Origin of the sequence: Paraburkholderia agricolaris, from assembly GCF_009455635.1 — a bacterium.
Classification (GTDB): Bacteria; Pseudomonadota; Gammaproteobacteria; order Burkholderiales; family Burkholderiaceae; genus Paraburkholderia; species Paraburkholderia agricolaris.
This window is the reverse complement of sequence record NZ_QPER01000001.1, coordinates 3,963,696-3,990,080: the sequence shown is the minus strand read 5'-3', so window position 1 is coordinate 3,990,080 and position 26,385 is coordinate 3,963,696. Positions and strand designations below refer to the sequence as shown.

21 protein-coding genes are annotated in these 26,385 nt (G+C 62.8%); 9 read left to right on the top strand and 12 right to left on the bottom strand.

Annotated features, from left to right (window positions below):
* Position 1 precedes the first annotated feature (1 nt).
* The 3 genes from GH665_RS17485 to GH665_RS17475 form a co-directional block, all read right to left on the bottom strand.
* Positions 2-985: a LysR substrate-binding domain-containing protein gene (locus GH665_RS17485; protein ID WP_153137046.1), complete on the bottom strand. Its 984-nt coding sequence runs from the start codon at positions 983-985 to the stop codon at positions 2-4.
* A 223-nt stretch (positions 986-1,208) separates the two neighbouring features.
* Complete coding sequence (locus GH665_RS17480; RefSeq protein WP_153137044.1) at positions 1,209-1,853, bottom strand: 2-hydroxychromene-2-carboxylate isomerase; 645 nt, start codon at positions 1,851-1,853, stop codon at positions 1,209-1,211.
* Positions 1,854-1,947: 94 nt separating this feature from the next.
* The gene (locus GH665_RS17475) at positions 1,948-3,405 is read right to left on the bottom strand and encodes a TAXI family TRAP transporter solute-binding subunit (protein WP_246216240.1); all 1,458 of its coding nucleotides are present in this window, start codon (positions 3,403-3,405) and stop codon (positions 1,948-1,950) included.
* 712 nt (positions 3,406-4,117) lie between these two features.
* Between GH665_RS17475 and GH665_RS17470 the strand changes: the two genes are divergently transcribed.
* Both GH665_RS17470 and GH665_RS17465 read left to right on the top strand, forming a co-directional pair.
* Positions 4,118-4,468: a BON domain-containing protein gene (locus GH665_RS17470; RefSeq protein ID WP_153137043.1), complete on the top strand. Its 351-nt coding sequence runs from the start codon at positions 4,118-4,120 to the stop codon at positions 4,466-4,468.
* Between the two features lie 319 nt (positions 4,469-4,787).
* Complete coding sequence (locus GH665_RS17465) at positions 4,788-5,036, top strand: hypothetical protein (protein WP_153137041.1); 249 nt, start codon at positions 4,788-4,790, stop codon at positions 5,034-5,036.
* Between the two features lie 52 nt (positions 5,037-5,088).
* On the opposite strand, the gene GH665_RS17460 is transcribed toward GH665_RS17465, so the two are convergent.
* Positions 5,089-5,877 (bottom strand): sulfite exporter TauE/SafE family protein, encoded by a 789-nt coding sequence (locus GH665_RS17460; RefSeq protein ID WP_153137039.1) that lies wholly within the window; start codon positions 5,875-5,877, stop codon positions 5,089-5,091.
* A gap of 178 nt (positions 5,878-6,055) precedes the next feature.
* Positions 6,056-6,709, bottom strand: a complete 654-nt coding sequence (locus GH665_RS17455; RefSeq protein ID WP_028198772.1) for a LysE family translocator — start codon at positions 6,707-6,709, stop codon at positions 6,056-6,058.
* A gap of 179 nt (positions 6,710-6,888) precedes the next feature.
* On the opposite strand from GH665_RS17455, the gene GH665_RS17450 reads away from it, so the two are divergent.
* The 4 genes from GH665_RS17450 (at position 6,889) to GH665_RS17435 (ending at position 11,809) form a co-directional block, all read left to right on the top strand.
* A complete protein-coding gene (locus GH665_RS17450) occupies positions 6,889-7,782 on the top strand; it encodes a LysR family transcriptional regulator (protein WP_153137037.1) in 894 nt (297 codons plus the stop codon).
* A gap of 220 nt (positions 7,783-8,002) precedes the next feature.
* Positions 8,003-8,980 carry a hydroxymethylglutaryl-CoA lyase gene (locus GH665_RS17445; protein ID WP_153137035.1) on the top strand — a complete coding sequence of 326 codons (978 nt, stop codon included), beginning with the start codon at positions 8,003-8,005 and terminating at the stop codon, positions 8,978-8,980.
* Complete coding sequence (locus tag GH665_RS17440; RefSeq protein WP_153137033.1) at positions 8,977-10,233, top strand: CaiB/BaiF CoA transferase family protein; 1,257 nt, start codon at positions 8,977-8,979, stop codon at positions 10,231-10,233. Before GH665_RS17445 ends, GH665_RS17440 begins: the two co-directional genes overlap by 4 nt.
* A gap of 91 nt (positions 10,234-10,324) precedes the next feature.
* The gene (locus GH665_RS17435) at positions 10,325-11,809 is read left to right on the top strand and encodes an MFS transporter (RefSeq protein WP_153137031.1); all 1,485 of its coding nucleotides are present in this window, start codon (positions 10,325-10,327) and stop codon (positions 11,807-11,809) included.
* A gap of 51 nt (positions 11,810-11,860) precedes the next feature.
* Here the strand turns inward: GH665_RS17435 and GH665_RS38765 are convergent, their stop codons facing one another.
* The gene (locus tag GH665_RS38765) at positions 11,861-12,001 is read right to left on the bottom strand and encodes a hypothetical protein (RefSeq protein ID WP_167530961.1); all 141 of its coding nucleotides are present in this window, start codon (positions 11,999-12,001) and stop codon (positions 11,861-11,863) included.
* A gap of 982 nt (positions 12,002-12,983) precedes the next feature.
* The gene (locus GH665_RS17430) at positions 12,984-13,958 is read right to left on the bottom strand and encodes a helix-turn-helix domain-containing protein (protein ID WP_153137029.1); all 975 of its coding nucleotides are present in this window, start codon (positions 13,956-13,958) and stop codon (positions 12,984-12,986) included.
* A gap of 271 nt (positions 13,959-14,229) precedes the next feature.
* Between GH665_RS17430 and GH665_RS17425 the strand changes: the two genes are divergently transcribed.
* Both GH665_RS17425 and GH665_RS17420 read left to right on the top strand, forming a co-directional pair.
* Positions 14,230-15,006, top strand: a complete 777-nt coding sequence (locus tag GH665_RS17425; RefSeq protein ID WP_153137027.1) for an SDR family NAD(P)-dependent oxidoreductase — start codon at positions 14,230-14,232, stop codon at positions 15,004-15,006.
* Positions 15,007-15,082: 76 nt separating this feature from the next.
* Positions 15,083-16,621 (top strand): amino acid permease, encoded by a 1,539-nt coding sequence (locus tag GH665_RS17420; protein WP_153137024.1) that lies wholly within the window; start codon positions 15,083-15,085, stop codon positions 16,619-16,621.
* 124 nt (positions 16,622-16,745) lie between these two features.
* On the opposite strand, the gene GH665_RS17415 is transcribed toward GH665_RS17420, so the two are convergent.
* The gene (locus tag GH665_RS17415; protein ID WP_153137022.1) at positions 16,746-18,698 is read right to left on the bottom strand and encodes a glycoside hydrolase family protein; all 1,953 of its coding nucleotides are present in this window, start codon (positions 18,696-18,698) and stop codon (positions 16,746-16,748) included.
* Positions 18,699-19,419: 721 nt separating this feature from the next.
* On the opposite strand from GH665_RS17415, the gene GH665_RS17410 reads away from it, so the two are divergent.
* Positions 19,420-20,505, top strand: a complete 1,086-nt coding sequence (locus GH665_RS17410) for a glycosyltransferase family 4 protein (protein WP_153137020.1) — start codon at positions 19,420-19,422, stop codon at positions 20,503-20,505.
* 41 nt (positions 20,506-20,546) lie between these two features.
* Here GH665_RS17410 and GH665_RS17405 read toward each other — a convergent pair whose 3' ends face one another.
* From GH665_RS17405 to GH665_RS17395, 4 genes are all read right to left on the bottom strand, one after another.
* The gene (locus GH665_RS17405) at positions 20,547-22,928 is read right to left on the bottom strand and encodes a PIG-L family deacetylase (RefSeq protein ID WP_153137018.1); all 2,382 of its coding nucleotides are present in this window, start codon (positions 22,926-22,928) and stop codon (positions 20,547-20,549) included.
* Between the two features lie 146 nt (positions 22,929-23,074).
* Positions 23,075-23,527 carry a GDP-mannose mannosyl hydrolase gene (locus GH665_RS17400; protein ID WP_153137016.1) on the bottom strand — a complete coding sequence of 151 codons (453 nt, stop codon included), beginning with the start codon at positions 23,525-23,527 and terminating at the stop codon, positions 23,075-23,077.
* Positions 23,528-23,547: 20 nt separating this feature from the next.
* On the bottom strand, positions 23,548-23,697 hold the full coding sequence (locus GH665_RS38760) for a hypothetical protein (protein ID WP_167530960.1): 150 nt from the start codon (positions 23,695-23,697) through the stop codon (positions 23,548-23,550).
* Between the two features lie 195 nt (positions 23,698-23,892).
* Positions 23,893-26,169 carry a hypothetical protein gene (locus GH665_RS17395; RefSeq protein ID WP_153137015.1) on the bottom strand — a complete coding sequence of 759 codons (2,277 nt, stop codon included), beginning with the start codon at positions 26,167-26,169 and terminating at the stop codon, positions 23,893-23,895.
* Between the last annotated feature and the right edge of the window lie 216 nt (positions 26,170-26,385).

Sequence of the window (26,385 nt, the reverse complement as noted above, 5' to 3'; positions counted from 1 at the left end):
GTCAGTCCGCCGCGGCTGACGTTGCCTTTTTCGGCGACCGTTTTGCGCGCCGAACCTTCTGTGCGACCAGCGTATCCGACACTTGCGACATCAAGGTACGCAGCCAGCCGACGTCGCTCGGCCGGTCCGGCTGCGGATGCCATAGCTGATAACACTTGATGCGCGGAAACGGAATCGGCACGTCGACCACCGCGAGAGGCAGCATGTTGGCGTAGTGCATCGCGAACCGGCGTGTCGTCGTGAAGATCAGATCCGATTGCAGCAGCGTTTGCGGCACGAGGCCGAAGTAAGGCAGCGTGGCGACGATGCGCCGCTCAGCGCGGGCCCGTGCGAAGCCGATGTCGACGGCGCCGCCGCTCGCGCCGCTATAAGGCGTGGGCGCGAGATGCGGCGCGGCGAGGTAGGCTTCGCGCGTCATCGGCGCGCGCGCGAGCGGATGATCGGCGCGCATCAGACAGACCACCGTATCGGAGAACAGATCGCTGCGTTCGAAACGCGGCTCGGGTTTCGGCCAGTTGCCGATCACCAGATCGAGTTCGCCTGCGTCGAGCGCGGCCGAATGATCGAGCATTGGGCTCAGCGAATCGATCTCCAGACGCGCATGCGGCGCCGCTTCACGAAATTGCGCGATCACGGTGGGCATGAAGAAGTCGTTCAGATAATCCGGCGCGGCCACGCGGAAGGTGCGGCGCGAGCGGCCGGCATCGAAGTCGCCGTGCGGCGTCGCCACGAAATCGACTTCGCGCAGCACACGTTGCGCCGAGGCCAGCAAGGATTCGCCGTATTCCGTCGGCACCATGCCGGACTTGCCGCGCACGAGGATCGGGTCGTTCAGCGTTTCGCGCAATTTGCGCAGCGCCGTGCTAATGGCGGGCTGGGTCTGGTTCAGACGTAGCGCGGTTTGTGTGACGCTGCGCTCGACGATCAGCGTGCGCAGCACGCGCACAAGCCAGATGTCGAGGGAGGCGGCGGAGTCGTCGTCCATGGTTCAGGGGAGGCGATGCAAGCAGGTCAGGTCCGGATGAAGCGTCTTACGGAGCCGCCCGCGAGCCAGATCGCGAGAGCAGGGCGCAAAGGTTATAACCTTAGGCCGTTTATGGTGTGGCGGCATAGCGGGCACGGTATGGCCGGCATCAGGACGGCCTTTTTGGTGCAATCAGGCCTGCAGCAGCGGGTCTGATTGCACGAATATTACTTTTTGCTTTCGTTTAAACGTCCGCAAGTCCCGAAGGCAGCAGGCTGATCCGCTTCACTTCCTTCGAGTCGAGCCAATTCGGCGTGCGCGCGCAATACAGCACCATGGGCAACGCGTCTTCACCCCAGAACAATTGATCGTTCAGAAAGAAGGTCGGCACGCCGTAGACGCCCAGACCGATTGCATCGGCGGTGTTGCGTTGCAGTTGCGCTTTCACTTCTTCACTCTTGATGAGTTCCGGACCGTCCGGCATGCCGACGCGTTCGCATAGTTCGGCGAATGCCGTATCGCTCGACGGATCGCGGCCTTCGCGCCAGATGAAACGGAAAATCTCGCGTACGAAGCCGATGTCGCCCTTCGCCGCGGTAGCGAGCAGGAGCGGCTTCATCGAATCGAACGGATGGGCCGGCGGCATCTTGAACGGGATGCCGAGTTGCTCCGCGCGAAACAGCGCGTGGCGATACAGGAAAGTGCGCTTTGCGGGCACGCTGTAAGCGGGCCGTTGGCCCCAGTGGCTATACAACTCGTTCAGCACGACCGGCGTGAACGCGAAGTCGAAGCCCGGCCATTTGTCGTGTTGCTCGAGCAACAGGTACGTGAACGGCGAGACAAAATCGTAAAACCACAGCGGTTGCCTGGCGTCGATGCCAATGGTCATAAATGTCTCCCGGATTGCCTGTTCCAAACGATGCTGTCTGCTGGATCGTCGGATTTGTAATGATCTTACGCGGTGCAGCCCCGGCTTGCACCGATCAATATGACTTGGGACCCGCGACGGCCGGTTCGGATCCGTCGCCGGACTCGCCCGGTTCATCTGGATCGCCGGGCTCATCCGGCTCGTCCGGCTCGCCCGCTGCGTCGCGCTGGGCCTCGCGGCTGTGGGTGAGCCGCTCGCGCACGAAGCCGATATGCTCACGCAGCACGTAGAACTGATCCGCATAGGCGAGCGGCATTTTCAGACCGTTCACCGATTCTTCGATCGTATCGAGCCGTTCGATCAGTGACGCGCGTTCGCTGGCCGAATGCTCGCTGAGCGCGCTTCGCTCGATCGCGATCAGCGCGCCGTACCAGCGGTAGATGCGCGATTTCACCCGCCACGTGTACAGAGAAGGCACCACGCGCAGCGCCGGAATCAGCAGCACGATCAGCGGCACCACGACCACCAGCAGCCGGTCTGCGAGACTGGCCAGCCAGAACGGCAGGACCCGGTAGAGGAAGCTCTTGCCCGATTTGTAGTATCGGGCGGCGTCGTCGCTGATCGGGAAGTCGTGCGCGAGCGGCGCGGGGAATTCACCGGCGCGCTGCAGGATGTTTGCCTTGCCGTGGACCTCGCGTGCTGCTTCGATCAGCAGATCGGAGAGGGCCGGATGCAGCGAGTCGCGCGCCACCAGTTCGGCGGTCGGCGCCACCATGTGCATCGGCGCGGCCGGCAGGTTCTTGCCGAGGTCGAACGCACCCATCGGTATCTGAAGCTGCGTCAGATACGGGAACCGGCGGGTATAAGCATCGGCTTGAGTGAAATCGTAGAACTGCACGTTCGGGGTGCGGTTCAGCTTGCCCATCACCGCCGGTTGCGCCGAATCGCCAGCCAGAAAAGCCGCGTCGACCTTGCCGGCGACCAGGGCCTGGGCGGCGTCGTCGCCCGAGAGCGGCAGCAGCTTGGTCGGGCCGCCAGGTACGATGCCATTGGCCTTGAGCAGCGCGAGCGCCAGTTCACGCGTGCCGCTGCCCTCGGCGCCGACCGCGAGGCGCAAGCCCTTGAATTCGGAGAGCCGGCTGATGGTGGGTCCGTGATAGAAGATCGCCAGCGGCACGTAGGCGACGCTGCCGAGCGACATCAGGTCCGGACTGACCGGGCCGGGCGAAATGCCGTCTTGCACGAAGGCGACGTCGACGTTCGACTTGGGGTCCGAAAGCCGCTTCAGATTCTGCACCGAGCCTTCCGAGGGCAGTACGTTCAGGGTGATACGGTTGCGAGCGAGAATCGCCTTGTACTTCTGCGCGGCGTTCCAGAAGGTGCTGCCTTCCGGGCCGGCGCTGATCGTCAGCGTATTGGGCGGAGCGGGCTGGATCAGGCGCACGGCGACCCAGATCGCCGCGACGGCGATCAGCAGGAGCGGTCCGAACGAGACCGCCAGATCGCGCCAGGAGATCGCGACAAAACGGGCGACGAGGCGGGGAGAGCGTTTGCGGCCGGTGGCTGGCTTCATCGGGTGACGTGACGGCTACGGTCGAAAGTGGACAGGGCGGCGGCGCTGTGCGGCACGCGAACCGGGGCGAGGCGCGTGCCATGCCGGGCCGGCGACCACGACGAACCGGCACGCCGCACGGCAGCGCGCGTCGCGCCGATGGTACCCGAGAATCGCGCGGTGGCGCAGCGCCCGGCCGGCGCGGGCGCTGTCAAACCCGTAACAATTCGTGAACAGCGCGTGAACAGCCCGTGAACAGAAAATGACCGAAGCATGAATGACGCATGAATGGTCCATGACGACCCCATGAGCGACTGATGAACTTTCACCGGGCCAAAAATATGAACGGTGCATGAATAAAACACGATCCATGACCGGATGACAACCGGCAGGCGCCTCGAGGGATGACTAAACCCTTTGCGCTTCTGGCGCGGCTAGATTAAATTGTGGATCGCTGTCGCGAACAAATGTTTGCGCGGCGTGACCCGGCACGACAGACAAGAACCGGGCGCGCCGGCGGACTTCGCGGCTTGCCGGCTCTCGTACCGCATGTATGCGTGGATACGCATGCGATAACGGCGGCCGGCGTCTCTCGCCTCTCGCACACCGTGTTGCAGCCATAGTCGGCCGTCGCTGAGCCGCGCCTTGCCGCGTCCTGGATAGCCGCACGTAGTCGTAACGAAGCCGCTGCTGGTACATGCGGTCCAATGTGTAGCTAAGGAGAATAGAAACTATGAAATCGGTCGGTTTTCTGAAAACGCTGGGCTCGGTCGTGGCAATGGTGGTGGCGTGCAACGTGTACGCTCAGGCAAGCGATGCAACGACCGGCACGACCGCCGCGCCGGCTGCAAGCGCCAAGGCCACCAAGAAGGCGAATGGCCAACTGGGCCGCAAGGTGCGCAGCGCGCTTGCCAAGGCGCAAGGTATCGACGTGTCGAACATCGCCGTGCGTGCTCGTGGCGGTGCGGTGACCCTGACGGGCTCGGTGCCCGATCAAGGCCAGATCGACAGCGCCGGTACGGTGGCCAAGGGCGTTGCCGGCGTGACGTCGGTAACCAACAAGCTGACCGTTGTGCAGCAGTAAGACAGTTGCAATCGGCAGGCCGCATCAGGCGGCCTGGCACCAGCAGTTTGCAACTGGCGCACGAAGCTGTATCGGAGGGTGTCGGCGATTCCATATCGTTATGCGCCATTCTGAGGCATGCCAGTGCAAGGGCTCCGGCGAATACCCGGAGCCTTTTTTTCGCTTTATTTTTCGTGGCGATTATTTTTAAAGCGGTGATGATGGCTTAGACCCGTTGCGGGTCGAACGCCGGCGCCGCAACGGCCCTTGCGTGCGCTGCGACACACAATTAACGCGTCATGAAGCGTACTGTGATGTGAGGGAAACGGGAGCCTTCGCCATGGACATCACGCTTTTGCGCTACACCGATCTGCCTATCGGCGATCGGGCGGCTTTCGAACTGGTATGCGCACGGCACGGCTTTGCGCCGGTGCATTTCGACATCAGCGCCCGCCTGAATCCGGGCGACGCTCCGCATGAGCGCCTCGTCACGGTTCGCCGCGGCGGCTGGACACAATCCTATCCGGACCAGCGTGGCCAATGGGTCAAGCAGTTCGAATCCGATCTGACCTGCCGGTTCTTCAAATAGAAGCAGAAGCGGCCCGTCAGGGCCGCCGCTTTATGTCCGCTCTATGTCCGCTTTATGCCAGCACGAGGCGCACGCCGACCAGCGTAAGCGTGGCGGCGAGCACGTTGCGCAGCAGCGCGTCCGGCGCCTTTGACGACAGATAACTGCCGACCGCGATACCGGGCAATGAGCCTACCAGCAGCGACAGCAGCATCGACCAGTCGATCGAACCCAGCAGCCAATGCCCCGCGCCTGCGAGCAGTGTGAGCGGCACCGCATGCGCGATGTCGGAGCCGACGATGCGGGTGGTCGGCAGCAACGGATAGAGCAGCAGCAACACCGTCACGCCGATGGCGCCTGCCCCCACCGAAGTCAGCGACACCAGCACGCCCAGCACCGCGCCGGTCAGCATGGTGAGCGCGAGCGTACGGCCTTGCCGCGGGGCGCGCTGACGGCGCGCGCCGAGCGCCGCGAGTTGCGGACGGAAGACCAGCGCCACGGCGGTGACGAGCAGCGCGGCGCCGAGCACGATCTGGATCAGCCGGCTCGCGCCCGGCGTATCCATCCCGTACCGATGCAGCAGGATCAAGGTGAGGGTGGCGGCCGGTACGCTGCCGGCCGCGAGACGCAGTGTGATCTGCCAGTCGACGGAGCCTTTCAGGCCGTGCACCAGCGTGCCCGTTGCCTTGGTGGCGGCCGCGTACAGCAGATCGGTGCCGACCGCGGTAGCCGGATGCACGTTGAACAGCAGAACCAGGATCGGCGTCATCAGCGAGCCGCCGCCGACACCCGTCAGTCCGACCAGGAAGCCGACGAACAGGCCGGAGACGGAGTACAGCAGATCGATGTGGGGAAGAGCCATTGAGCGGACCGGTGACGGTCGGGTGGGTTGGACGGATCAGGCGGCAAGGCCGGCGCGCACCGGCCTTCGAGTGTCGGCGAAGGTCGGCGGCAGGCGCGTGGCGGCACGGCGAAAGCCGCTATTGTCGCAAAACTGCCGCGCTTGCGTATGAAGCGCGCCGCCAGGCCTTAAACCCCACTCAAAGCGCGCGGCGAATTTCGACGATACCGAATGCCGCCAGCGTGAATCCAACGATCCGGTCGATCGCGACGCGCAACTTGCTGCCGATCGCATGACGCGCGAGCGACACCACCGTCACGAGAAAACACCACCACGCGATCGAACCGCAAAACACGCCGCCGACCGTGGTCAACGCGATGCTCGATGAAAACGCCCCACGCGGTGCGAGCGTTGTGAACAGCGCGGCGAACATGATGACGGTTTGCGGATTGGTCAGCGTGAGCAGCAGGGAACTCGCATACGCGCGCAGCGCGCCGGCGCGGCCCACCTGGGCGAGTTTGCCGTTAGCGTCGCTGCCGCCATTGCCGTTGGCTGCTTCGGCGGGAGCTTTCTGTAACAGCGTGCGCACGCCTAGGTACAGCAGGAACAGGCCGGCGACCAGATGCAAGGGCCGGTCGTAGGCCAGCATGAACTGCGAAATGCCGACCAGACCGAGCGCCGCGATCAGGCCGTAAACCGCGTCGCCGGTGGCAATGCCGAAGCCGATCGCGAGCCCCGCGCGCGGGCCGCCCGTCAGCGTGCGGCGAATGCACAGCATGCCCATCGGGCCGACCGGTGCGGCAATCGCGAGGCCGACACCGGCGGAGGTGACGAAGAGACTGGCGGTGGACATGGAAAGCCTTTATGGGTTGTTCTGTTCGGTGGTGGGCCGCGCGCTGCGCTTCTCGTGTGCGGGCAGGCGTCTGGCCGGCGCGTTCACAAGGATAGTCGGACCGAAAATCCCGGGCAAGCTGCCCGCCGCGTTCCTCGGGCATAATTTTCCCACTCCAAACACCCAGGGCACGCCCTTTCATGTGGCAAATCGATCAGGTGACGCTGCGCCTGTTTATCGCCGTCTGCGAGGAAGGCACGATCGCGCGCGCAGCCGAACGCGAGTTCATTGCGCCGTCCGCGGTCAGCAAGCGGCTTGCCGATCTCGAAGCGCTGGTCGACGTCGCGCTGCTCTCGCGCAGCCAGCGCGGCGTGCGCGCGACCGCCGCCGGCGAGGCGCTGCTCAGGCACGCGCGGCTCATCATGCGTGGCCACGAACGCCTGCAGGCCGAGCTCAGCGAATACGCGGCCGGTGCTCGCGGTCATGTACGGGTGCTGGCGAATGTGTCGTCGATGGTCGAGTTTTTGCCGGAGGCGCTGTCGGTGTTTCTGAAGGCCAATCCGCAGATTCGCGTCGATGTCGAAGAGCGCGTCAGCACCGAGATCGTGCGCGGTCTGGAAGAGGGCGTGGCCGATCTCGGCATCTGCCGCGACTCGGTGCCAATGGGCAATCTCGATGTGCTGCAGTATCGCTCCGATCATCTCGCGCTACTCGTGCCGCGCGAACATCCGCTGGCCGGCGAGGCCGCAATCGGCTTTGAGCAGACCCTGGCGTTCGACCATCTCGGGCTTGCGTCGAACGCCTCGATGAACGCGCTGATGCAGCGCATTGCGGTAGAAAAAGGCCGCGAGCTCAATTACCGAACCTACGTATCGACCTTCGACGCCGCCTATCGTTTTATCCAGGCGGGCCTTGCCGTCGCGATCCTGCCACGCGAGGCATTGCCCCGGCATGCCGCCGATGAGTACGGCATTGCCGCCGTGCCGTTGAGCGAAGCATGGGCCGAGCGGCGCTTCGTGATCTGCATGCGCGACCGGAAGACGCTGACATTGGCGGCGTCGAATTTGCTCGACCATCTGCTGCGCCTCGCCTGAGCGCGGGTTGAACGCGGCCTGAACACCTTCTGACAAGTCCTTAAGGGTTTTCCCTTTGCGACGGCGCATGCCCGTCCCGCTTGCCTGAGCCGCCATCGCGAGCGGCGATGGAGAGCGTCGTCAACGCAGACTTTGCCGCGCGGCCGCGCGCGGGCACGCTGTCGCTCAGCAACTTCTTTCCCTGCCCTCCACGCAAGATTCAAGACCGGGATTCAAGACCATGAGTGACACCCACGAGCGCGTCGTCGTGACCGAAGTCGGCATGCGCGACGGCCTGCAAAGCATTGCGCGCACGATGCCCACCGAATTCAAGCGACGCTGGATCGACGCGGCCTATGCCGCCGGCGTGCGGCACATGGAAGTCGCGTCGTTTGTGCCGGCGAAGCTGCTGCCGCAAATGGCCGACGCCGAGGACGTGATCGCCCACGCGCTGACCTACGGCGATCTGATCGTGACGGCGTTGGTGCCGAACCTGAAGGGCGCACAACGCGCGCTCGCGTCCGGTGTGCATCGGATCGTCGCGCCGATTTCGGTGAGTACGGCGCATAGCCTTGCCAATGTTCGCAAGACACCCGCTGAGATGATCGAATCGTTTGCCGCGATGCGCGAGCTGATCGATAGCGCGGCTAGTGCAAACGCGCGGCGCGTGGAGCTGATTGCGGGATTGTCGACCGTGTTCGGCTGCACGATGCAAGGCGCGGTGCCCTATACCGACATCGAGCAGATTGCGCGCGCCGCGTTGCAGGCCGGCGCCGATGCCATTGCACTCGGCGACACCACGGGTGAAGCGGCGCCGCGCCAGGTGGGCGAGATCATCGAACTGGTGCGAGCGGTTGCGGGAAGCAAGTTGCGCTCGCTGCATTTCCACGACACGCGCGGCCTCGGTCTCGCGAATACGCTGATCGCGCTGCAGCACGGTATCCGTGAATTCGACGCGTCGCTGGCCGGTCTCGGTGGCTGCCCGCATGCGCCGGGCGCAACCGGCAATGTGAACACCGAAGACCTTGTGTTCATGCTCGACAGCATGGGCTACGACACCGGCATCGACCTCACCCGACTCATCGCCTCGCGCGACATTCTCGCCGACGCGCTACCCGGCGAACCGCTGTACGGCTATCTGGCGCGAGCCGGTTTGCCGAAGCAATTCAGCGCCCAGACGCAACGTATCGAACCTTCCGACTCACAGGTGTTGCAATGACTTCAGCTTCTTCCGCTCCCGTTTCTTCGACCACTTCCGCATCCGCTTCTCTGGCGGAGCAACAGGGCGCGTTGCCGCTGGCGGGCATTCGCGTGGTCGAGTTGTCGCATATGGTGATGGGGCCGACCTGCGGGATGATTCTCGGCGACCTCGGCGCCGAAGTCATCAAGGTCGAACCGCCGCGCGGCGACGGTACGCGCCGTTTGCTTGGCACGGGTGCGGGCTTTTTTCGCACCTTCAATCGCAACAAGAAGAGTGTCGCGCTCGACCTCGATAGCGAAGCGGGGCTGGCCGCGCTGCACAAGCTGGTCGATACCGCGGACGTATTCGTCGAGAACTTCAAGCCGGGCCGCATGGCGAGCCTGGGTCTCGATTATGCGTCGCTGCGCGAACGCAATCCCAGGCTGATTTACGTCTCGCACAAAGGTTTTCTGAACGGTCCGTACGAACACCGTCTTGCGCTGGACGAAGTCGTGCAGATGATGGCCGGCCTCGCCTACATGACTGGGCCGGTAGGCCGTCCGTTGCGGGCGGGCAGTTCGGTCAACGACATCATGGGCGGCATGTTCGGCGCGATCGGCGTGCTTGCGGCGTTGCACGAGCGGCATACGAGCGGGCGCGGCAAGGAAGTGCAGAGCGCGCTGTTCGAAAACTGCGTGCTGCTGTCCGCGCAGCACATGCAGCAGTTCGCCGCGACCGGTGTGGCTGCTGCACCGATGCCCGAGCGCATCAGCGCATGGGCGGTCTACGACGTGTTCCGGCTTGCCAACGACGAGCAGATGTTTATCGCCGCCACCGGTGATGGGCAGTGGCGCGCGCTGTGCGCGATTCTCGACCGTGCCGACCTGCTGGCCGACTCGCGCCTTGCAACCAACAACGACCGCGTGCTGGCGCGCGAGTGGCTGCTGCAGACGCTCGGCGAAACCTTGAGCCGCTTCGAAGGCGCCGCGCTTGTGCCGTTGTTCGAACGCGACCACATTCCCTTCGCGTCGATCACGAAACCCGAAGACCTGTTCGACGATCCGCACCTGAACGAGAGCGGAGGTCTTGCGCGATTGACCCTCGACGACGGCAGCGAAACCGCGATGCCCCTGTTGCCGATTTCGATGGACGGCGCGCGTTTGCAACCGCGCCAGCCGATCGCAAAGATCGGCGAGCACACCGCCGACGTACTACGCGGTTTGGGCTACGACGAGGCGCAGATCACGGCGTTGGGCGGCGGCGCGGCGCAGGTGCCGCGAGAAGCTGCGTGAGCGTGATGGTGCGAGGCAGCGGGTGCTCGTTGCATGGAACGTAGTCGATCAATCTCATCCGGCATCAGACCGGAAATCATGGAGACAGACGATGAAATCGTCGAAGCATGCGGTATATGCGACAGCGGTTGGCGATGCCGGCGCGCTGGGTGGTTTGCCTTCAGACGCCGGCGCATCGGCGGGCGGCCGCGCTGAAGAGATCGCGCTGGACGGTGCGCGCATTTCCGCGCGGCTCGACCGCCTGCCCGCCACGCGCTCGATCTGGCAATTGGTGATGCTGTTGAGCCTCGGGCTTTTCTTCGAGCTGTACGACCTGATGTTCTCCGGCTACATCGCGCCGGGTCTCGTGCGTAGCGGCATTCTCACCGCGACGATGCATGGTTTGTTCGGCACGAGTGGCGTAGCGAGCTTCATCGCGGCGTTGTTTGCCGGCCTGTTCATTGGCACGGCGGCATGCGGTTTTCTCGCCGACCGTTTCGGGCGGCGCGCGATCTTCACCTGGTCGTTGCTCTGGTACACCGCGGCCAACGTCGTCATGGCGTTCCAGGATACGGCGCTCGGGTTGAACCTCTGGCGCTTCATCGCGGGGATCGGTATTGGGGTGGAGATCGTGACGATCGGCACGTACATCTCCGAGCTCGTGCCGAAGCACGTGCGCGGTCGCGCATCGGCCTTTTCGCAGGCCGTCGGTTTCTGCGCGGTACCGATCGTGGCGTTTCTATCGTACTTGCTGGTGCCGCACCGTTACTTCGGTCTCGACGGCTGGCGTCTGGTTGTGCTGACCGGCGTGGTGGGCGCGATCGTGGTGTGGTGGATTCGCCGGCGTTTGCCGGAGAGCCCGCGCTGGCTCGCGCAGAAGGGCCGCATCGAGGAAGCCGACGCGGTGATGAAGCGGCTTGAAGCGCGCGTCGAACGGGAATATGGACGGCCTTTGCCGGAGCCGGCGTTGCCCGAACCGGTGCGTGCGCGTGCGGCGTTTCGCGATCTGCTGATGCCGCCGTATCGCAAGCGCACGCTGATGCTGATTATCTTCCACGTATTCCAGACGATGGGTTATTACGGCTTCGCGAACTGGATTCCGACGTTGTTGATCAGGCAGGGCATTACCGTCACGACGAGTTTGATGTATGCGAGCGTCATTGCGATTGCTGCGCCGTTGGGACCATTGCTGGGGATGCTGATTGCCGACCGCTTCGAGCGTAAGACGGTGATTATCTGCATGGCGGCGGTGAACGTGGTGTGCGGGCTGCTGTTCAGCCAGGCGCGGGAGACGGTATTGCTCGTGAGCCTGGGTGTGTGCCTGGTGCTGGCGGGCAATATCATTTCGTATAGCTACCACGCATATCAGGCCGAGCTATTTCCGACTGGTATTCGGGCGAGGGCGGTGGGATTTGTTTATTCGTGGAGCCGGCTTTCGGCGATGTTTTCCGCGTTTGTGATTGCGGGGTGTTTGAGCCGTTTTGGTGTGAATGGGGTGTTCGTGTTTATTTCGGGCGCGATGGTGGTGGTGATGGTGGCCATTGGAACGCTTGGGCCGAAGACGCGGGATGTTGCGTTGGAGGATATTTCGAAGTGATGGTTGAGGCCCGCCTGGTGGTGGCGGGCTTGCTGCCGGGTTGGTGCTTGCCTAGTTCTTCTTCTGGGCTGCCGAGCTGCTTGGCGCAACGCGGATCGGCGGCGCGCCCGACGGTGTTGTGGCCGGTGTAGGTTTCTTGGCCTGTTTCGGTTTCTTTACTTCGCGGTTGCTGCGCATTTGACCTTTTGCCATGATGGGCTCCCCAATAGGCGTTTGTCCCTCCGCGAGGGAGCAGTTACGTAGTGTGCGCTGAATTTGGTGTTTTTGGCGGGGTTTTTTTTGCCTGCCCGGCAGGGGGGGCCTTCGCGGCGCTTTTTTGTTGTTGATCTGGAGTTTGGGCGGTGCCTTGCTGGGTTTGTGGTTTGGTTTGGCGTTGCCCTACTGGTCTTTTGGCCTTTCCTTGATTTGTTAGTGGTCTATTAGCGTTGCCCCTGTGCGGGGCGGCACCTACTTCTCTTTGCCGGCCGCAAAGAGAAGTAGGCAAGAGAAAGCGGCTCAAACCGCTAATTCTTAAGTGGGTCCCCCGCACAGCCACGGTAGTGGTGCATCTGGAATCTGTCGCCTCGCACATTCCGCTTTAGTGACAAGGCAGTCATACCTCCGGCGGCGCTACGCGCGCCGATACCCAGTTCATAAAACCGCCGCCTACGTTTCGCACACACCGATTATCTCGTACGGGCCGCCGGTGCCTGGTGAGCCTCTATCGCCGGCCTCATTTCATTCGGATGACGAATTTTTAACAGCGTAAGCCGTTGCGGCTTGCTCGCTGCGCGAAGCAACCCCACTGGTTTCCCTGGCAGACCCGTCCGCGACGCACGCAGTGCGGAGTGGGAGCTGATGAGCCCTGTGTCAACGGCGCGGAGTGTGCGGGGCGACAGATTCCAGATGCACCACTACCGCGACTGTGCGGGGGACCCGCTTATGAGCTGGCGGTTTGAGCCGCTTTCTTTTGCCTACTTTTCTTTGCGGCAGGCAAAGAAAAGTAGGTGCCGCCCCGCACAGGGGCAACGCTAATAGACCACTAACAAAGCAAGGAAAGGCCAAAAGACCAACACCAGAGCAGACAACGAGCACCGCAAGGAAATCCAAAAATCCAGATCAACCAAAAAGCCAACGGCATAAAACCAACAAGCGTCGCGAAGACCTCCCCTGCCGAGCAGGCAAAAAACCACCCTTAACTTCTACTCCGCCGCCAGGTCTCCCTCGGCAACTCCCCAAACTGCCCTCGATACTCGTTGGAAAAATTCCCAAAATGCCAAAACCCCCACCGCGTAGCGACCTCGGTAACCGACCCGGCACTCCGTAATTCCCGCCGCACATGATCGAGCCGAACAGCTCGTATATAAGCCGAAGGATTCACCCCAACCGTATCCTCAAACGCATACTGCAAAGTCCGCCGGCTCGCACGAAACCGCGCGCATAGCTCAGCGACCGACAACGGACAATCCGGCGACTCCTCCACCAGCTCGCGCACACCGCGCACAAGCTGCCAGTTCCGCGCGGTCCGCGCCTCGAGTTGCCCGTGCGGATCGGCATCCCGCATCCCCTGCAATGCCTCGGCAAGACCAAAGATCACCGACTTCTCGAACGAAGCCGCCACACCCGCGTTATCGAGCAAAGCCGGCGTAGCCGCCACCGCGTCGAGCAAGCGCAGAAGCACCTCGCGAAAGCCCTGCAATCTCGCCGGATCGACATTCAGTATGCCAGGCCTCTTGCCCAGCAACGGCGCTATGCCCTCGAGCTGCACGCGCACCAGCTCATCGGCAATCGCGCCAGGCTCAATTTCCAGGTTCACCACCACGTGCTTGTCGGGCGATAAAAACTCAAACCCGCCATCGCCGGAAAAGACATGCAGGCCGTCACGATGACTCGTCTGCCCGCACAGCAGCGCATGTCCTTCGAGCTGAAATGGAACGCCCACGGCCAGCCTGGATAGCGCGACTTGCCCGCGTTGATAGACCGTGCGGTTCAGGCGTTCCACCAGCACCCGTACCCCGCCCGCAGAGAACGAACTCACCGAGCCGTCGAAGGCGCCGCGCGAAATCTGGCAATAGCTCTGGTTCCATGCGTCGAGCAACATCGCCTGTTCGTCGATGTTCCGGCAACAGTGGATCTCGACGGCGCTGCTTGTCTGATTGACCGGCTGCATAGCTTCTCCCGATTCTGTTGGCGCTCCCCAAACGCATGGTGCCGACCAGTGTATGCGAAAAAAAAACCGCGTCGCGCTCGTGGATCAGGCCGTCTGCACAGGCAGTAGGGCGCTCGAACGTCAGCGCGTAATGCATTTGTCAGCAAGCTGAATTTTTACGGGATTTTTACTTTTTTGCCAATTTTGGATAGTCGCCGCTTTTTGCCGCCCCTACTTTGTGCACAACACGTCACGCAATGCAACGCATCAGGCACTGGAAGGGGAGTCACGCATGAGCAGATCGGCAGGCAGGCTGGAAGGCAAGATCGCAATCGTGTCGGGCGGCGCAACGGGCGCGGGCGGCGCGGCGTCGCTGCTGTTCGCGCAGGAAGGCGCGCAGGTCGCGGTGGTCGATATCAATACCGATGCGGGCGAGGAAGTCGTAACGCGCATTCGCGCGGCAGGCGGCACAGCCGAGCTATTTGCCGCCGATGTATCAAAGCGCGCAGCGGTCGACGCCGCCGTGGCGAACATCATGGCGCGTTTCGGGCGCATCGACGTGCTGTTCAACCACGCCGGCAGTATCGTCGTGAAGCCCTTCGTGGATACCACCGACGAAGACTACGACTGGCTCATGAACGTCAACGTGAAAAGCATGTTCATGATGACGCGCGCAGTGCTGCCGCATATGCTCGCTGCGGGCGGCGGTTCGATCGTGTGTACGGCGTCGATCTCATCCGTGGCGGCCACGCCGCTCGAAGTGCTGTACTGCACGACCAAAGGCGCGTGCGCGATGTTCGCGCGCTCGATTGCGGTCGAGTATCGCGACCGCGGCATTCGTTGCAATGCGGTGTGCCCCGGCTTCATCGACACGCCACACGGACGGCGCGAAATCAGCGCGCTCGCCAAGTATGGGTTCGATGCGAGCGAGGCGGCGCTGTCGGTGCAGCAAGGCCGTCTGTGCGCGCCGGAAGAAGTCGCACGCGCCGCGCTCTTTCTCGCCAGCGACGACGCCAGTTTCGTCAACGGCGCCCACCTGTACGTGGATAACTGCTTTACGGCTGCGTGAGCCGGTCCTGCGTCGCGCGCTCACGCTGGTCTATTGCTTAGCCGCTTCGCCATAACCCTGTTCAAAGGATCGCGTCATGGACATCAACACGGCCGTGCCGTCGGCGGAACCCGCCGACAACGACGTCAAGCTGTTGCACAAGATGGGCTACGCGCAGGAACTGTCACGGCGCATGGGGGCGTTCTCGAACTTCGCGGTGTCGTTCTCGCTGATCTGCATTCTGTCGGGCGGTATCACATCCTTCCAGATGGGGTTGTCGGCGGCGGGCGGGGCGTCGATCGGGCTCGGCTGGCCGCTCGGCTCGCTGTTCGCGTTGGTCGTGGCGGCTGCGATGGCGCAGATCGCGTCGTCGTATCCGACCGCCGGCGGCCTCTATCACTGGAGTTCGATTCTGGGCGGCAAGATGTGGGGATGGCTCACCGCCTGGCTGAATCTGCTCGGCCTCGTGTTTGTTGTCGCCGCGATCAATTACGGCACCTATGATCCGTTCTTTCGCACGCTGATCGCACCGATGTTCGGTGTCAGTCCCGATTCGCTCGGCTGGTGGCAGCAGACGCTCTTCCTGACGGCGATCACCGCTTCGCAAGCATTCCTGAATCATCGCGGCATTCGCATCACCAGCAAGATCACGGACCTGTCGGGTTATCTGATCTTCGTGGTGACGATCATGCTGGTGGTATCCCTACTGGTCTACTCGCCAGTCAAGATCGATCTGTCACGGCTCTATACCTTCACCAACTTCACCGGTGTCGATGGCGGCGCATGGCCCAAGCAGACTATCGCCATGGCATTTCTGTCGGGCCTGCTGCTGACCGCCTATACGATCACGGGCTTCGACGCTTCCGCGCATACCTCGGAGGAAACGCGTCAGGCGGCACGCAATGTGCCGCGCGGCATTATCGGTTCGGTGTTCTGGTCGACCACATTCGGCTACGTGATGGTGTGCGCCTTCGTGCTGGTCATGCCGGATATTGGCGCAGCGGTAAAGCAGGGCACGGGATTCTTCGAAGCGATTCTCGCGCCGATTCCGGGACCGCTGCGCATCCTGATCGAACTGCTGATGTTCTTCATCAACTACGTATGCGGTCTCGCCGCCGTCACATCGACCTCGCGCATGATGTTCGCATTCGCTCGCGATGGCGGTTTGCCGGGTTCGAAGTGGCTGCGCAAAGTGAATGCGGCGCACCGTACACCGGGTGCCGCGATCTGGACCTCGGCGGTGCTGGCGATCGTGGTGACCTTGTACGGCGATGCGTTCACGGTGTTGAGCGCGGGTAGCGCCGTGTTCCTGTTCATCTCATACGCCATGCCGATTGCGTCCGGTATTTTTGCCGAAGGCCGCACATGGAAAGAAAAGGGTCCGTTCCAGTTAGGCATGTTGTCGAAGCCGTTCGCAGTGGCCGCGGTGTTCGGCGCACTCGTGCTCGCCTATGTCGGCATGCAGCCGCCGAACCAGAAAGTGGTGTACGTGATTGTCGGATTGCTCGCGGTACTGCTGGCGATCTGGTACGGCGCCGGTGTGCGCAAGAGCTTTGCAGGGCCGCCGGTCGGCAAGGTGTCGAAGGAACGCGAGCAGGAATTGAACGGTCTGGAGGGACGGCTGGGGGAAAGCTGAAAGAAGACGGAAACTCTGCGAATGCGCGGCCCGCTGCCGCCATTCATGTCTGAAAGAACAAACGTCAGCCGGCCCTGGAGCCGGCTGACGTATTTACATCCGCCGCATGGGTGGCGGCTGCGGCTCAGATCCCGGTGTATCCCACCGGAGCCGTCGTGTTGGCTTTGGCGACCGACGCGTTGTTCGACACCACATACACCGGCGATTCGGTCAGGTTGAGCGTCAACGTACCGTTGCTGTAGTTCGCGCTCGACGCATTGCCCATCATGTCGATAACCTTCACGGTGCCGCTCGTGCCCGGTGCATCCACCGTGAGGCTATACGGCACGCTGTAGCTCGAACTGAAGCCGACGCTCGCGTCCCACACGCTGTTGTTGTGCGTCCACAGCGCGGTGACCACCGCGCCGTTGCCCACCTGCTGGAACGCGTAGGCGTAGATGCCGGTCGGCGTGCCGTTTACCGGTCCGAGCGTATGAGTGCCGTCGAGCGTATGCGTCATCGCGCTGATTGCCATCGCGACCGGCTTCGGGCTGATGTTCGTCGCGCCGAATGCGCCCTGCGCGTCGTTCAGATCGAAGAAGGTGCCATAGCCGACTTCGCCCGGATAGTCCGCACCGTAGAACACGTAGGTCTGATCCGCGCCTTCGCCGAGCGTAATGATGTGCATGCGCGCCGCGACCGCCGCTTGCGCGTACAGCACGTTGGCAGTCGGATAGTTCGGGCCGTACGAGGTGCCGAGGTCGTAGCTGATGCCGGCTTCCGTCGAGAACAGCTTCATGCCCGGACGGTAATCGGTGGCCATTTCCGCGCGCAAATCACGCATCTGGCCGCGCAGCGAACCTTCGGCGGTAGACGGGTCGGCATCGTAGCGCTCCGGCGGATGCGACGGCGAGGTTCCCGCGTCGTAGTAACCGTGGGTGGCAACCGCGTCGATGTACTGACCGAAGCCGAGCGGCGCGAGGCGCTTCAGGCGGGTCGTGGTCAGGCTCGGGAACGCATCGGCCGGGCCCATTACCACCGCGTTCGGATCGGTCGAGTGGAGGCCTTGATAGACGGACTGATACAGCGCGATGAAGTTGGCGTCGGTATCGGTCCAGAACTGGTTGGGTTCCCAGGTTACCTGATAGTAGTTCGCCGACTGGGTCGGGAAATACGCCGCACGAATCGCGTTCGATTCGGTGCCGACGCGGCTCATGTAGCTCTGGTAGTACGACAGATTGGTCGGCACGCTCGTATCGTCCTGGAACGCGCCGGTGCTGCTCGCCCATGCGGGAATGCCGTCAAGACGGATCAGGCGCATCACCTTGCCGCTTGTGTAGAACGGATCGAGATTGTTGGCTGACGGATTAAACGTGTTCGGTCCGTTCGGTTCCATGGTCGAGAGCTGGCGATCGTCGATCGTCGACGATATGCCGAGGTCGGCGAGCAGCGGACCGTTGTCGTTCGCGCCCTGCATGCCGAAGCGATGCTGCTCCTGGTGCGCGTAGGTGACGGCCGGCACGACACCGGACAGGTTCGGCAGCACGCCGAAGCTCGCAATGCCGACCGGACGCGTGCCTGCTTGCGGCAACTGGCCGCCGTTCTGCGCAAGAGTGCCGGTTGCCGCGAAGTAGCCGGCGAGCGTCGAGGTGCAGTTGAACGTGATGGTTTTCGAACCGCTCGGCACGGCGGTGCTGCCGCTCGCGGCCACCCGTCCGAGGGTGTCCGTGACGGCCCAGTTCAGCGTGTCGGCATTCGGTACGTTGGTGGTAAAGGCGAGCTGAAATGTGCTGCCGGCGGCGAAGATGCGCGTGCCGTCCGTGCTCGGCGTATCGGCTGAAATGGTGGCGCTGCCCGAGCCGGCCGAGACGGCCGGCGCTGCGCAACTGAGTGCTGCGACCGTGGTGCCCGCGCCATTCACCGTGGCGGTGCCGCCGGTGCTGCTGTTTCCTGCCGCGCTCAGGTTGGCGGCGCTGGATGGAGCGGCGCTGCCGTTGGCCTGGGTTGCCGCGCTGGTGCCGGCGCTACCACCGCCGCCGCCACCGCAACCGGCTAGTGCGAGGGAAAGTGTCGAAAGTAGGAGGAGTTGCGATTTCATCAATCTCTAACCAATGCGTGAGCTGAACATTCGCGTCTCTTCGCGCGACGCGCGGCGGGAGACGAAGTGAACAGAAATTAACGTCGTACGAATCCGCGCCGCTCGTCATGGCGGATCTGGCGGAATCGGACGGCCCGGGAAGGTGCGACGAAAACAACCAATGTCGTGAGCCACAGCGAAATTCATATCGCAGTGCCTGAGTCCATGGTGCTGCTCGGTGAACTTTTTACTGTTCTGTAAGAAGGAAAGGCCGCTGATGGGGAGAATCGACCGCAACGATACGCAGGAGTGTGTTTAAAAGAAGTAACGAGTCGTTACGTATGAACAATGATGCAGTACTAATTGCATTGATCACATCAGAATAATTATCTGGAGAGACTAGTCTTTATCCGCCATTCTGAAATGGGGTCGAAAAGATTTGTGACGGATGCCTAACTAGTCGAGTCGGCGTGAACCACGGGGAAGTGGGCGGTAGCGCTCATTCCATAGCCGATTGCGCCTTGGGGATGGCGTAAAAGTGCTGGGCCTTCGGTGTAACGTTTCCTCGCGACAGTGACTTCGCGGCGGAACTGTCGCTGTTTTTTCGAAAGACCAGGCGACGTTCCGCAAAAGGGGTGCGCCAGACAAACATGATGGGATGCCGATGTTTTTAGGGCCGGTACTTGCTTGCAGGCATCCCCATCCGCTGCGTAAAAAGGGCGGTTATCCAGAGAGATAAATCGTGAGAATTCTTCAGTTGGTTCACGCACCGCGACTTTCCGGGGCAGAGGTGCTGGTAAAGGGGCTTGCGATTCATCATCAGCGCGGCGGCCATGAGGTCTGCATCGCGTCGCTGCTTCCCCAGCAGGACGATTTCGTCGACATTCGCGCGGAGCTCGAGGCCGCGGGCGTCACCTGCCTGTTTCCAGGCGTTCACTACGGCAGGGTGGGCAAGCTGCTGCATCTGTATCGCGTGGTGCGTCAGTTTCGCCCCGACTTCATCGTGGCTCATGCCACGCTCGCCGCACTCTATGTGCGTCTTCTGCCCGTGCATACGCCGATCGCTTGGGTAATGCACTCCGGTGTCAATGACTTCGAGAACAGCGCGCTCAAGCAGGCCGAGCGGCTGCTGTCGCGGCGGGCCAGAGCGGTCATCGGCGTGTCGCAGAAAAATATCGATGAGTATCTAAGAGAAATCGGCAAACACCCGGCGCTGGTCGTGATCCCGAACGGGGTCGATGCATCGCTGTTCGCGCAGGACAACGGCGCACCGGCACCGGATATCGCCGTGCCCGCGAAGCAGATCGTTCAGCTAGGCCGCTATATAGAAGGCAAGAGTCAGTTGCACACGATCCGCGCGTTCGAGCGTGTCGTGCAGAGCGAGCCCGAGGCGCGCCTGCTGTTGTGTGGTGTCGTCGAAGACGTCGCTTATCACGAGGCGGTAGTGTCGCTCGTTCATCAGCTTGGTCTGGACAGCCGCGTGACGGTATGCGGACCGCGTTCGGATGTTGCCGCGATCCTGCGCTCCTCGCGCGTCTTCGCGATGCCTTCGCAATTCGAAGCGCAAAGCATTGGCTTTCTGGAAGCGCTCGCTTCGGGCATTCCTGTCGTGGCGAGCCGGATTCCGTCGTTCGTCTTTGCCAGCGGATTTGCGGGCGTCAATCTCGTCGATACGGCCGATCCCGAGGCCTATGGCCGCGCGTTGCTCAAGGCGCTCGACACGCCGCGTGCCAACCGGCAACTGGCGGGATACACGTTGCATGACACCGCGGATCGCTACATGAAGATCGCGCGGCAGTTCGTCCAGCCGCTGCAGATGTCGGCCTGAAGGACGCTGGATCGATCGGTCGGCGCGCGTTACGACGCCCGTTATTGCGCCAGCCGGTCGATCCGCACCGTCTCCGAAAACAGTCCCGGCAGTTCGCCGAGTTCCTGGGCCGGACCCAGGGCGAAGCCGTCGCCTACCGGGTAGCGCGTTAGCGCCGGTGCGCCGCCGGTGAAATAGAAATTCCCCAGCGTCGCATCGGTTCGCCGGTACAGCACGAGCGCCGCATTGCGTTTGTCGCGCACGAAAAACGGAAAGACGTCCGACCAGGACATGCCACGCAATGTCGCCGCCTGGACAGCTACGCTGCTCGCATCCGCTGTATCGAGCGTGGCGATATCGATAACCGCGTCGTCGGTTGCGCCGTCGAAATGCGGTATCGAAAGAATCAGCGTACTGCTCGCTTTGCCATGTACGGCGCCGAGTGTCACCTTGACGAAATCGGGCTGGAAATTCGCCGGCAATAGTCGGCGTTCGCCGACACTCATGCGAGTGCCGTCGTTGGCGATCTGCGTGAGCGCGAGCCGGCCGTTCGCAGCCCCCACCGCAACTAATGACGCGCGGGACCCCGGCACCTGAACCGGTAGGAGATTGACGTTTTGCGGCAGGGCTTTGGCCTGCGCCACGAGCGTGGGCGCCGTGCCTGCGGAGTTCGTGGAAGACGCGAGCCAGAGGTCGAGTCCGCTGTCGGTTCGCTTCTGCGCGATCAGCACGCCGGCACGTCCGGTTCCGTTGAAATCCGCCGCGACATACTGCTGCGTCAACTCAGGCCTGAACGCATTGCTGGTCTGGAGCCAGAGACGTGGCGCCTCGAAGCGCTCGCCGGTACTGCGCAGCAGCCAGAATGCAGTGCCGCCCTGGCGTGCGGTGATGACCATCAAGTCAGCCTTGCCGTTACCGTCGAAATCGCCGAGCAGAAAACGTGCGCTGTCGAAGCACAGCGCGTCATTCGTGCAGCTCGCCGCGGTGGCGCGAGGATCGAATGGGACCGTGCTCGCGTACCAGAGCGCGGGGGGCGAGGCTTTCACGAGCGACGCCGCATAGACGTTGAATCCGGGCCCGTCGTGCTGTCGCTGCACATACACGGCGGAAGCGTCACCGGTGCCGGCGATGTCGCCAACCATGGCAGTGGCGAGCCGCAAATCGGTTGCCTGCGTGTGTTGCGTGGTTGCCCAACGGTAGCGTGTGGTAAGGGCCGTGCAGCCGCGCATGGTGAGCTTGCCGTCGTTCTCGCCGAGGCAGTGCCGCTGCGGCGTATAGACGAGGCCGAAGTCCCACGGTGTCCAGCGCTGCGCCATGTCCCATTGATCGCAGGCCTCGGAGATCAGATAGCCGTCGCGTTCGGCGATGCATTGCGAAGTCGCGACGCTGACGAGCGCGGCGTTCTGCGTATTGCCAGGATAGACAGTGAGTGGATCCCAGCGCCATTGTTGTGCGGCAGAGCCCGTGCACTCGGCGAGTGTCGGCGCATGGCCGCTGCCCGCGGAAGTCAGGCAGCGGTTTGCCGCCGCGTTGAAGAGCTGTATGGGACGCGGTTGGAAATCCGCGATGCGATGGTCGCTGCGATCGGCAAAAGCATAGCGGCGCGCGACCCAGTTGCCGTCCCACTGGAACTCGCCGAATACGTGCGAGGACTCGTTGCCGTCGATAGAAAAATAGCTGGCGACGATATCGCGCTTGCGCTGCACTTCAGCCGCCGGCACGTTGCCGGGCCAGTCGCCGGTCGGATAGGTGACGTGATAGACGATCGGCACGCTTTTGTTCAACGTCTGAGCGACGTGGCGTGTAATACGTGCGGCGTAGATATGATCGGGATGCTCGAGAAACGGCACGGTGTCGGGATTGAGTGTGTAGATCTGCGAGGCCTCGGCGAGTATCGCTTTCAGTGTGGCCGACAGCGAGGCCCGATCGTATTGCACGCGCACGGATCCGTCGGCGTTCATCGGATAGGTGGAGAGCGTGGCGCGCTGCTCCCACAGGAGGCCGAGCGGTACGCGGCCGCCCCGCACGGCGCCGCCTGGTAGCCGGAGTTCGAGCAGGCGAACCTGCGGCTTCGCCTTCAGCACCATCTGATGCACGAGCTTGCCGGCAACTGGAATATTCGTTTCGATCCATTCGTCGGGCACCCCCGCCATCCGCGCATAGGCAAGCCGCGAAGCCCGCTCGCGAGTCTGTACGTAAGCGAAGTTCGCCCCATTGGCGCCGCCGATCAGATGCACGGTGGTGATGCACCAGCCGGCATCGAGCCGTTCGCTGATAGCGGGGTCCACGAAGAGCAGATCGTCATCGAGGTGAGCGACGACCGTGACCAGCGTACCGGCGCTGCAATCGGCCGCGTGCGCCGAAGCGGGAATGAGAGCGAAGAAGAGTAGCGCTAGAAAAGCAAGGGATGAATCGCGAACGAGCCTGGCTGCCGATGATCGCATATTGATTCGAACTCTGATGGTGAGCTCGATCATACTGTATCGGCGTGAGTCGCCACGTTGGCGAACTCACAGTGGGTATTACTTTTGCCCTCGGGCAACGGCATGTCCCGGTAACAGGGCGGCCGGCGTCGACAGTAAGCTTGCCGTTAGCGGAAATAAGCCTTGGTGTTCTCGTGAACGTCGGTGCGCGCGAGCAGCGCCGCAGGCGAAAGCCAAAGATATTCGCTGTGCTGGTCGAGCCGGCCGACCGGAACGGTGCTGGTGAGTTGCAGCGCATAGGCGAGCACGATGTAGTGTGTCGACACGCCGGGCTCTGCGGCGAAGTTGTCCTCGTAATGGTGCTCGAAAACGCCTTCGAAGCGTGCCGTCGAGCGTGCCAGTCTGGCGATGCCCAGTTCGGCGTCGGCAATGCGTGCGAATGCTGCGTCGAGTGTTTCGTCTTTATGAATGCGTCCGCCGGGAACGAACCAGGTGTCGCGCGCGGGGCGGTTGCGCCGATGGCCGATCAACACGCGAGCCTCGGCATCGCGCACGATCAGATCGATTGCGACCAGTGGCGTCAGACGCACCACGTCGAGGAAGTCGATCTCAGTCAGCATGTCTTCTCCTGAAGGGCGCGTTAGTAATCGCGACGATGCTCATCGTCCTCGGTGAGACGGTTGGAGACACTGGCCAGCAGCAATGCGAGCAGAACCGCGCCGATCGTGGCGAAGAGAAACGCCCCGGCCATCGCGGCCAGCACCAGCATTGTCCATGCGAGCCCGCTCATCCCCTGGCTCCAACGCGTTGATAGGCGTACGAACCAACATTCGCCTGGATTCTACTTGTGTCGACAGGCGGCTGCACTGTCACAACACGCCGAAGTATCGGTGCATGGCGACAGCGAACTGTGTTGATCGAAGCGCGCGCGGGGGCGCTCACGCCGCGCCGGCAGCGTGTGACATGCACGCTTTGTAAGGTGCAGCTAGCGGGCGACATAACCCTCCGGCGTGTTGACCGCGTCCTTGAACACGGCGGCATTGGCGGAGACGACGTAGATGGGCGCCGGCGACAGCTTGAGGCTCGCGAAGCCGTCGCGGTACGGCAGGCTCGAAGCGTTGCCCATCATGTCGAGTACGGTCACTTCGCCCGAGCTGCCGGGCGCGTCGACCCGCAAACGATAATCCGCACTCTGACTCGCGCTGAAACCGGTTTTAGCGTTCCATGCGTCGTTGTCGTGTGTCCACAGTGCGGTCACGATCTTGCCGCCGCCGAGCCGGCGGAATGCGTAGGCATAAACTCCTTTCGGCAATCCCTTGAGCGGCCCGAGCGTATCCGTGCCGTCGATAATCCGCGTCATCGCCGCTACCGCCAGCGCGGCGGGTTTGGGGCTGATGTGGCTGGGGCCGTAGGCGCCGGTCGGATGGTCGAGCTCGAAGAAAATCCCGTAGCCAGGCGCTGCATCCGGCATGTCGGCGAGATAGAACACATAGGTCATATCCGCGCCTTCACCCAGCAGAATGAGATGCGTGCGCGCCACCACCGCGGCTTGCGCGTAGAGCACGTTCGCATCCGGATAGTTCTTGCCGTACGCCTGGCCGATGTCGTAACTGATGCCGGTCTCGGTGACGAACAGCGGCGCGCCGGGTTTCAGGTACTGATGCATCTCGTGACGCAGCGCCCGCATCGCGGCGGGCAGCGCGCCCTGCATGGTGCCGCGATTGCCTGGATCGGCCACACGCTCGGGAGGATGCGACGGTGTCGTGCCGATATCGTAATACCCGTGAATGGTCATGCCGTCCATATAGCGGCCGATTCCGAGCGGACCGAGACGGCGCATCCACTCGACGTTCGCCTGCACCGACGCATACGTCAGACCCATCACCACGGCGTGAGGGTCGGTCTGATGAATGCCCTCCCACACGGCCTTATACATTGCGACGAAATTCGCGTCGGTGTCGCGCCATGGCAGGCCGCCATCGGCGTCCGGCTCCCATGTCACCTGATAGTAGTTGTCGCGTTGCTGGGGGAAGTAGGTGATCCGCGTGCGATTGGATTCGGCGCCGACTTTTGCCATGTAGTCCTTCATTTGTGCGAGCGAAGTCGGCGCGTAGCTGTGGGTCTCTTTGCCGGTCGGACTGGCCCACTGAGGAATGCCGTCAAGCTGGATCAGGCGCATGATGTCGCCGCGCCGGAAATAGGGGAGCAACTGCTTGGTCGCGGGATCGAACGTACCCGCGTTTTTCGGCTCCTCCGTATACCAGTTGCGGTTGTCGTTTGCCCACGAAAGGCCGAGCGCCGTATAGACCGGCCGGTAGCCGTCGCCGTCGCAGCAGTGCTGGCCGGGCGCAAGGTAGGCCGTGCCCTGTCCGCCGAATCGATGCAGATCCTCATAGGGAAAGCGCACTGCGGGCAATGCAGCGGCGGTGTCGGGCAGCACGCCGAAAGTGGCGATGCCCGCAGGACGTGTACCGCGCGATTCGAGCCGGCCGTGTGCGCGTTCCAGCGAAGCCGAGACGGCGAAATAGCCGGCCATGCTCGACGCGCAACTGAGGGTCGATAGCGTGGCGCCCGCTGCAACAGGAAAGCGGCCGCTGGCGCGCACAGTATTCCAGCTGTCACGGATTTGCCAGTTGAGCGTGTCGCTTTGCGTCGGACGTGTTGTGAAGACGAGTGCGAAGGGTTTGCCGGTTGTAAACAGACGGGTGCCGTCGCTCGGCGTATCCGCTTCCAGCAGATCGCCATTTGCCGCCGCGCGCGCTTGAGAGGGGGGCGCGGCGCAGCGCAAGCCTGGTCCTGGTGGCGCCTTCAATGCGGCAGGCAGCGTGGCTCCCGTGTCCGGCGCGGCGTTCTGGTTTGCCGGGGCTGCTGCAACTGCCTTCGCCGCCGTGAGCGCAACCGCGCAGCGCTTCTCCACTCCGGGTGCCGGATCGCCGAACACACCGTTATTGCAATCGGCGCTGTTCGAGAACGTCTTGATGACATGCTGTTCGACGGTGCCATACAGCACGTCGCGCGTGCCGCTGAATCGGCAAGTACCGTATTCCGCCGCGCAGGGTGCCCACTTTCTACCGTCGACAACAAGTTCGGCGTTGCTCGCGCTGTCAGGCCCGGCTGAAGCCCCCGCCGCATGACACGCCGAGGCGACGCCGCCCAGCAGGATAAACGCCGCCGTAGAGGCAGCGATGTGCAGCGCCAACCCGTGGGCGACACGGGCCCTGGTGAGTGGTCTCAGCGCTTGATATTCGAGTACATTCGACATGTGTTCCCCGTGTAATTCGACGTACCTGTTCCGGCGAGTTCCTATGATGGAACGTCGTCGGATGGCTAGTTCACCAGGCCAGACCCGCCTAAGGCTACCGCGTGCCGCGATCTGTTGCGCAAACCGCATAGAGCATTTCCGCAATTCGATGGCGGAAATGTACCGCCTCTCATCCGACAGATTCCGCCATTGGCCCGTCTATTGCCGGGCGGTCTA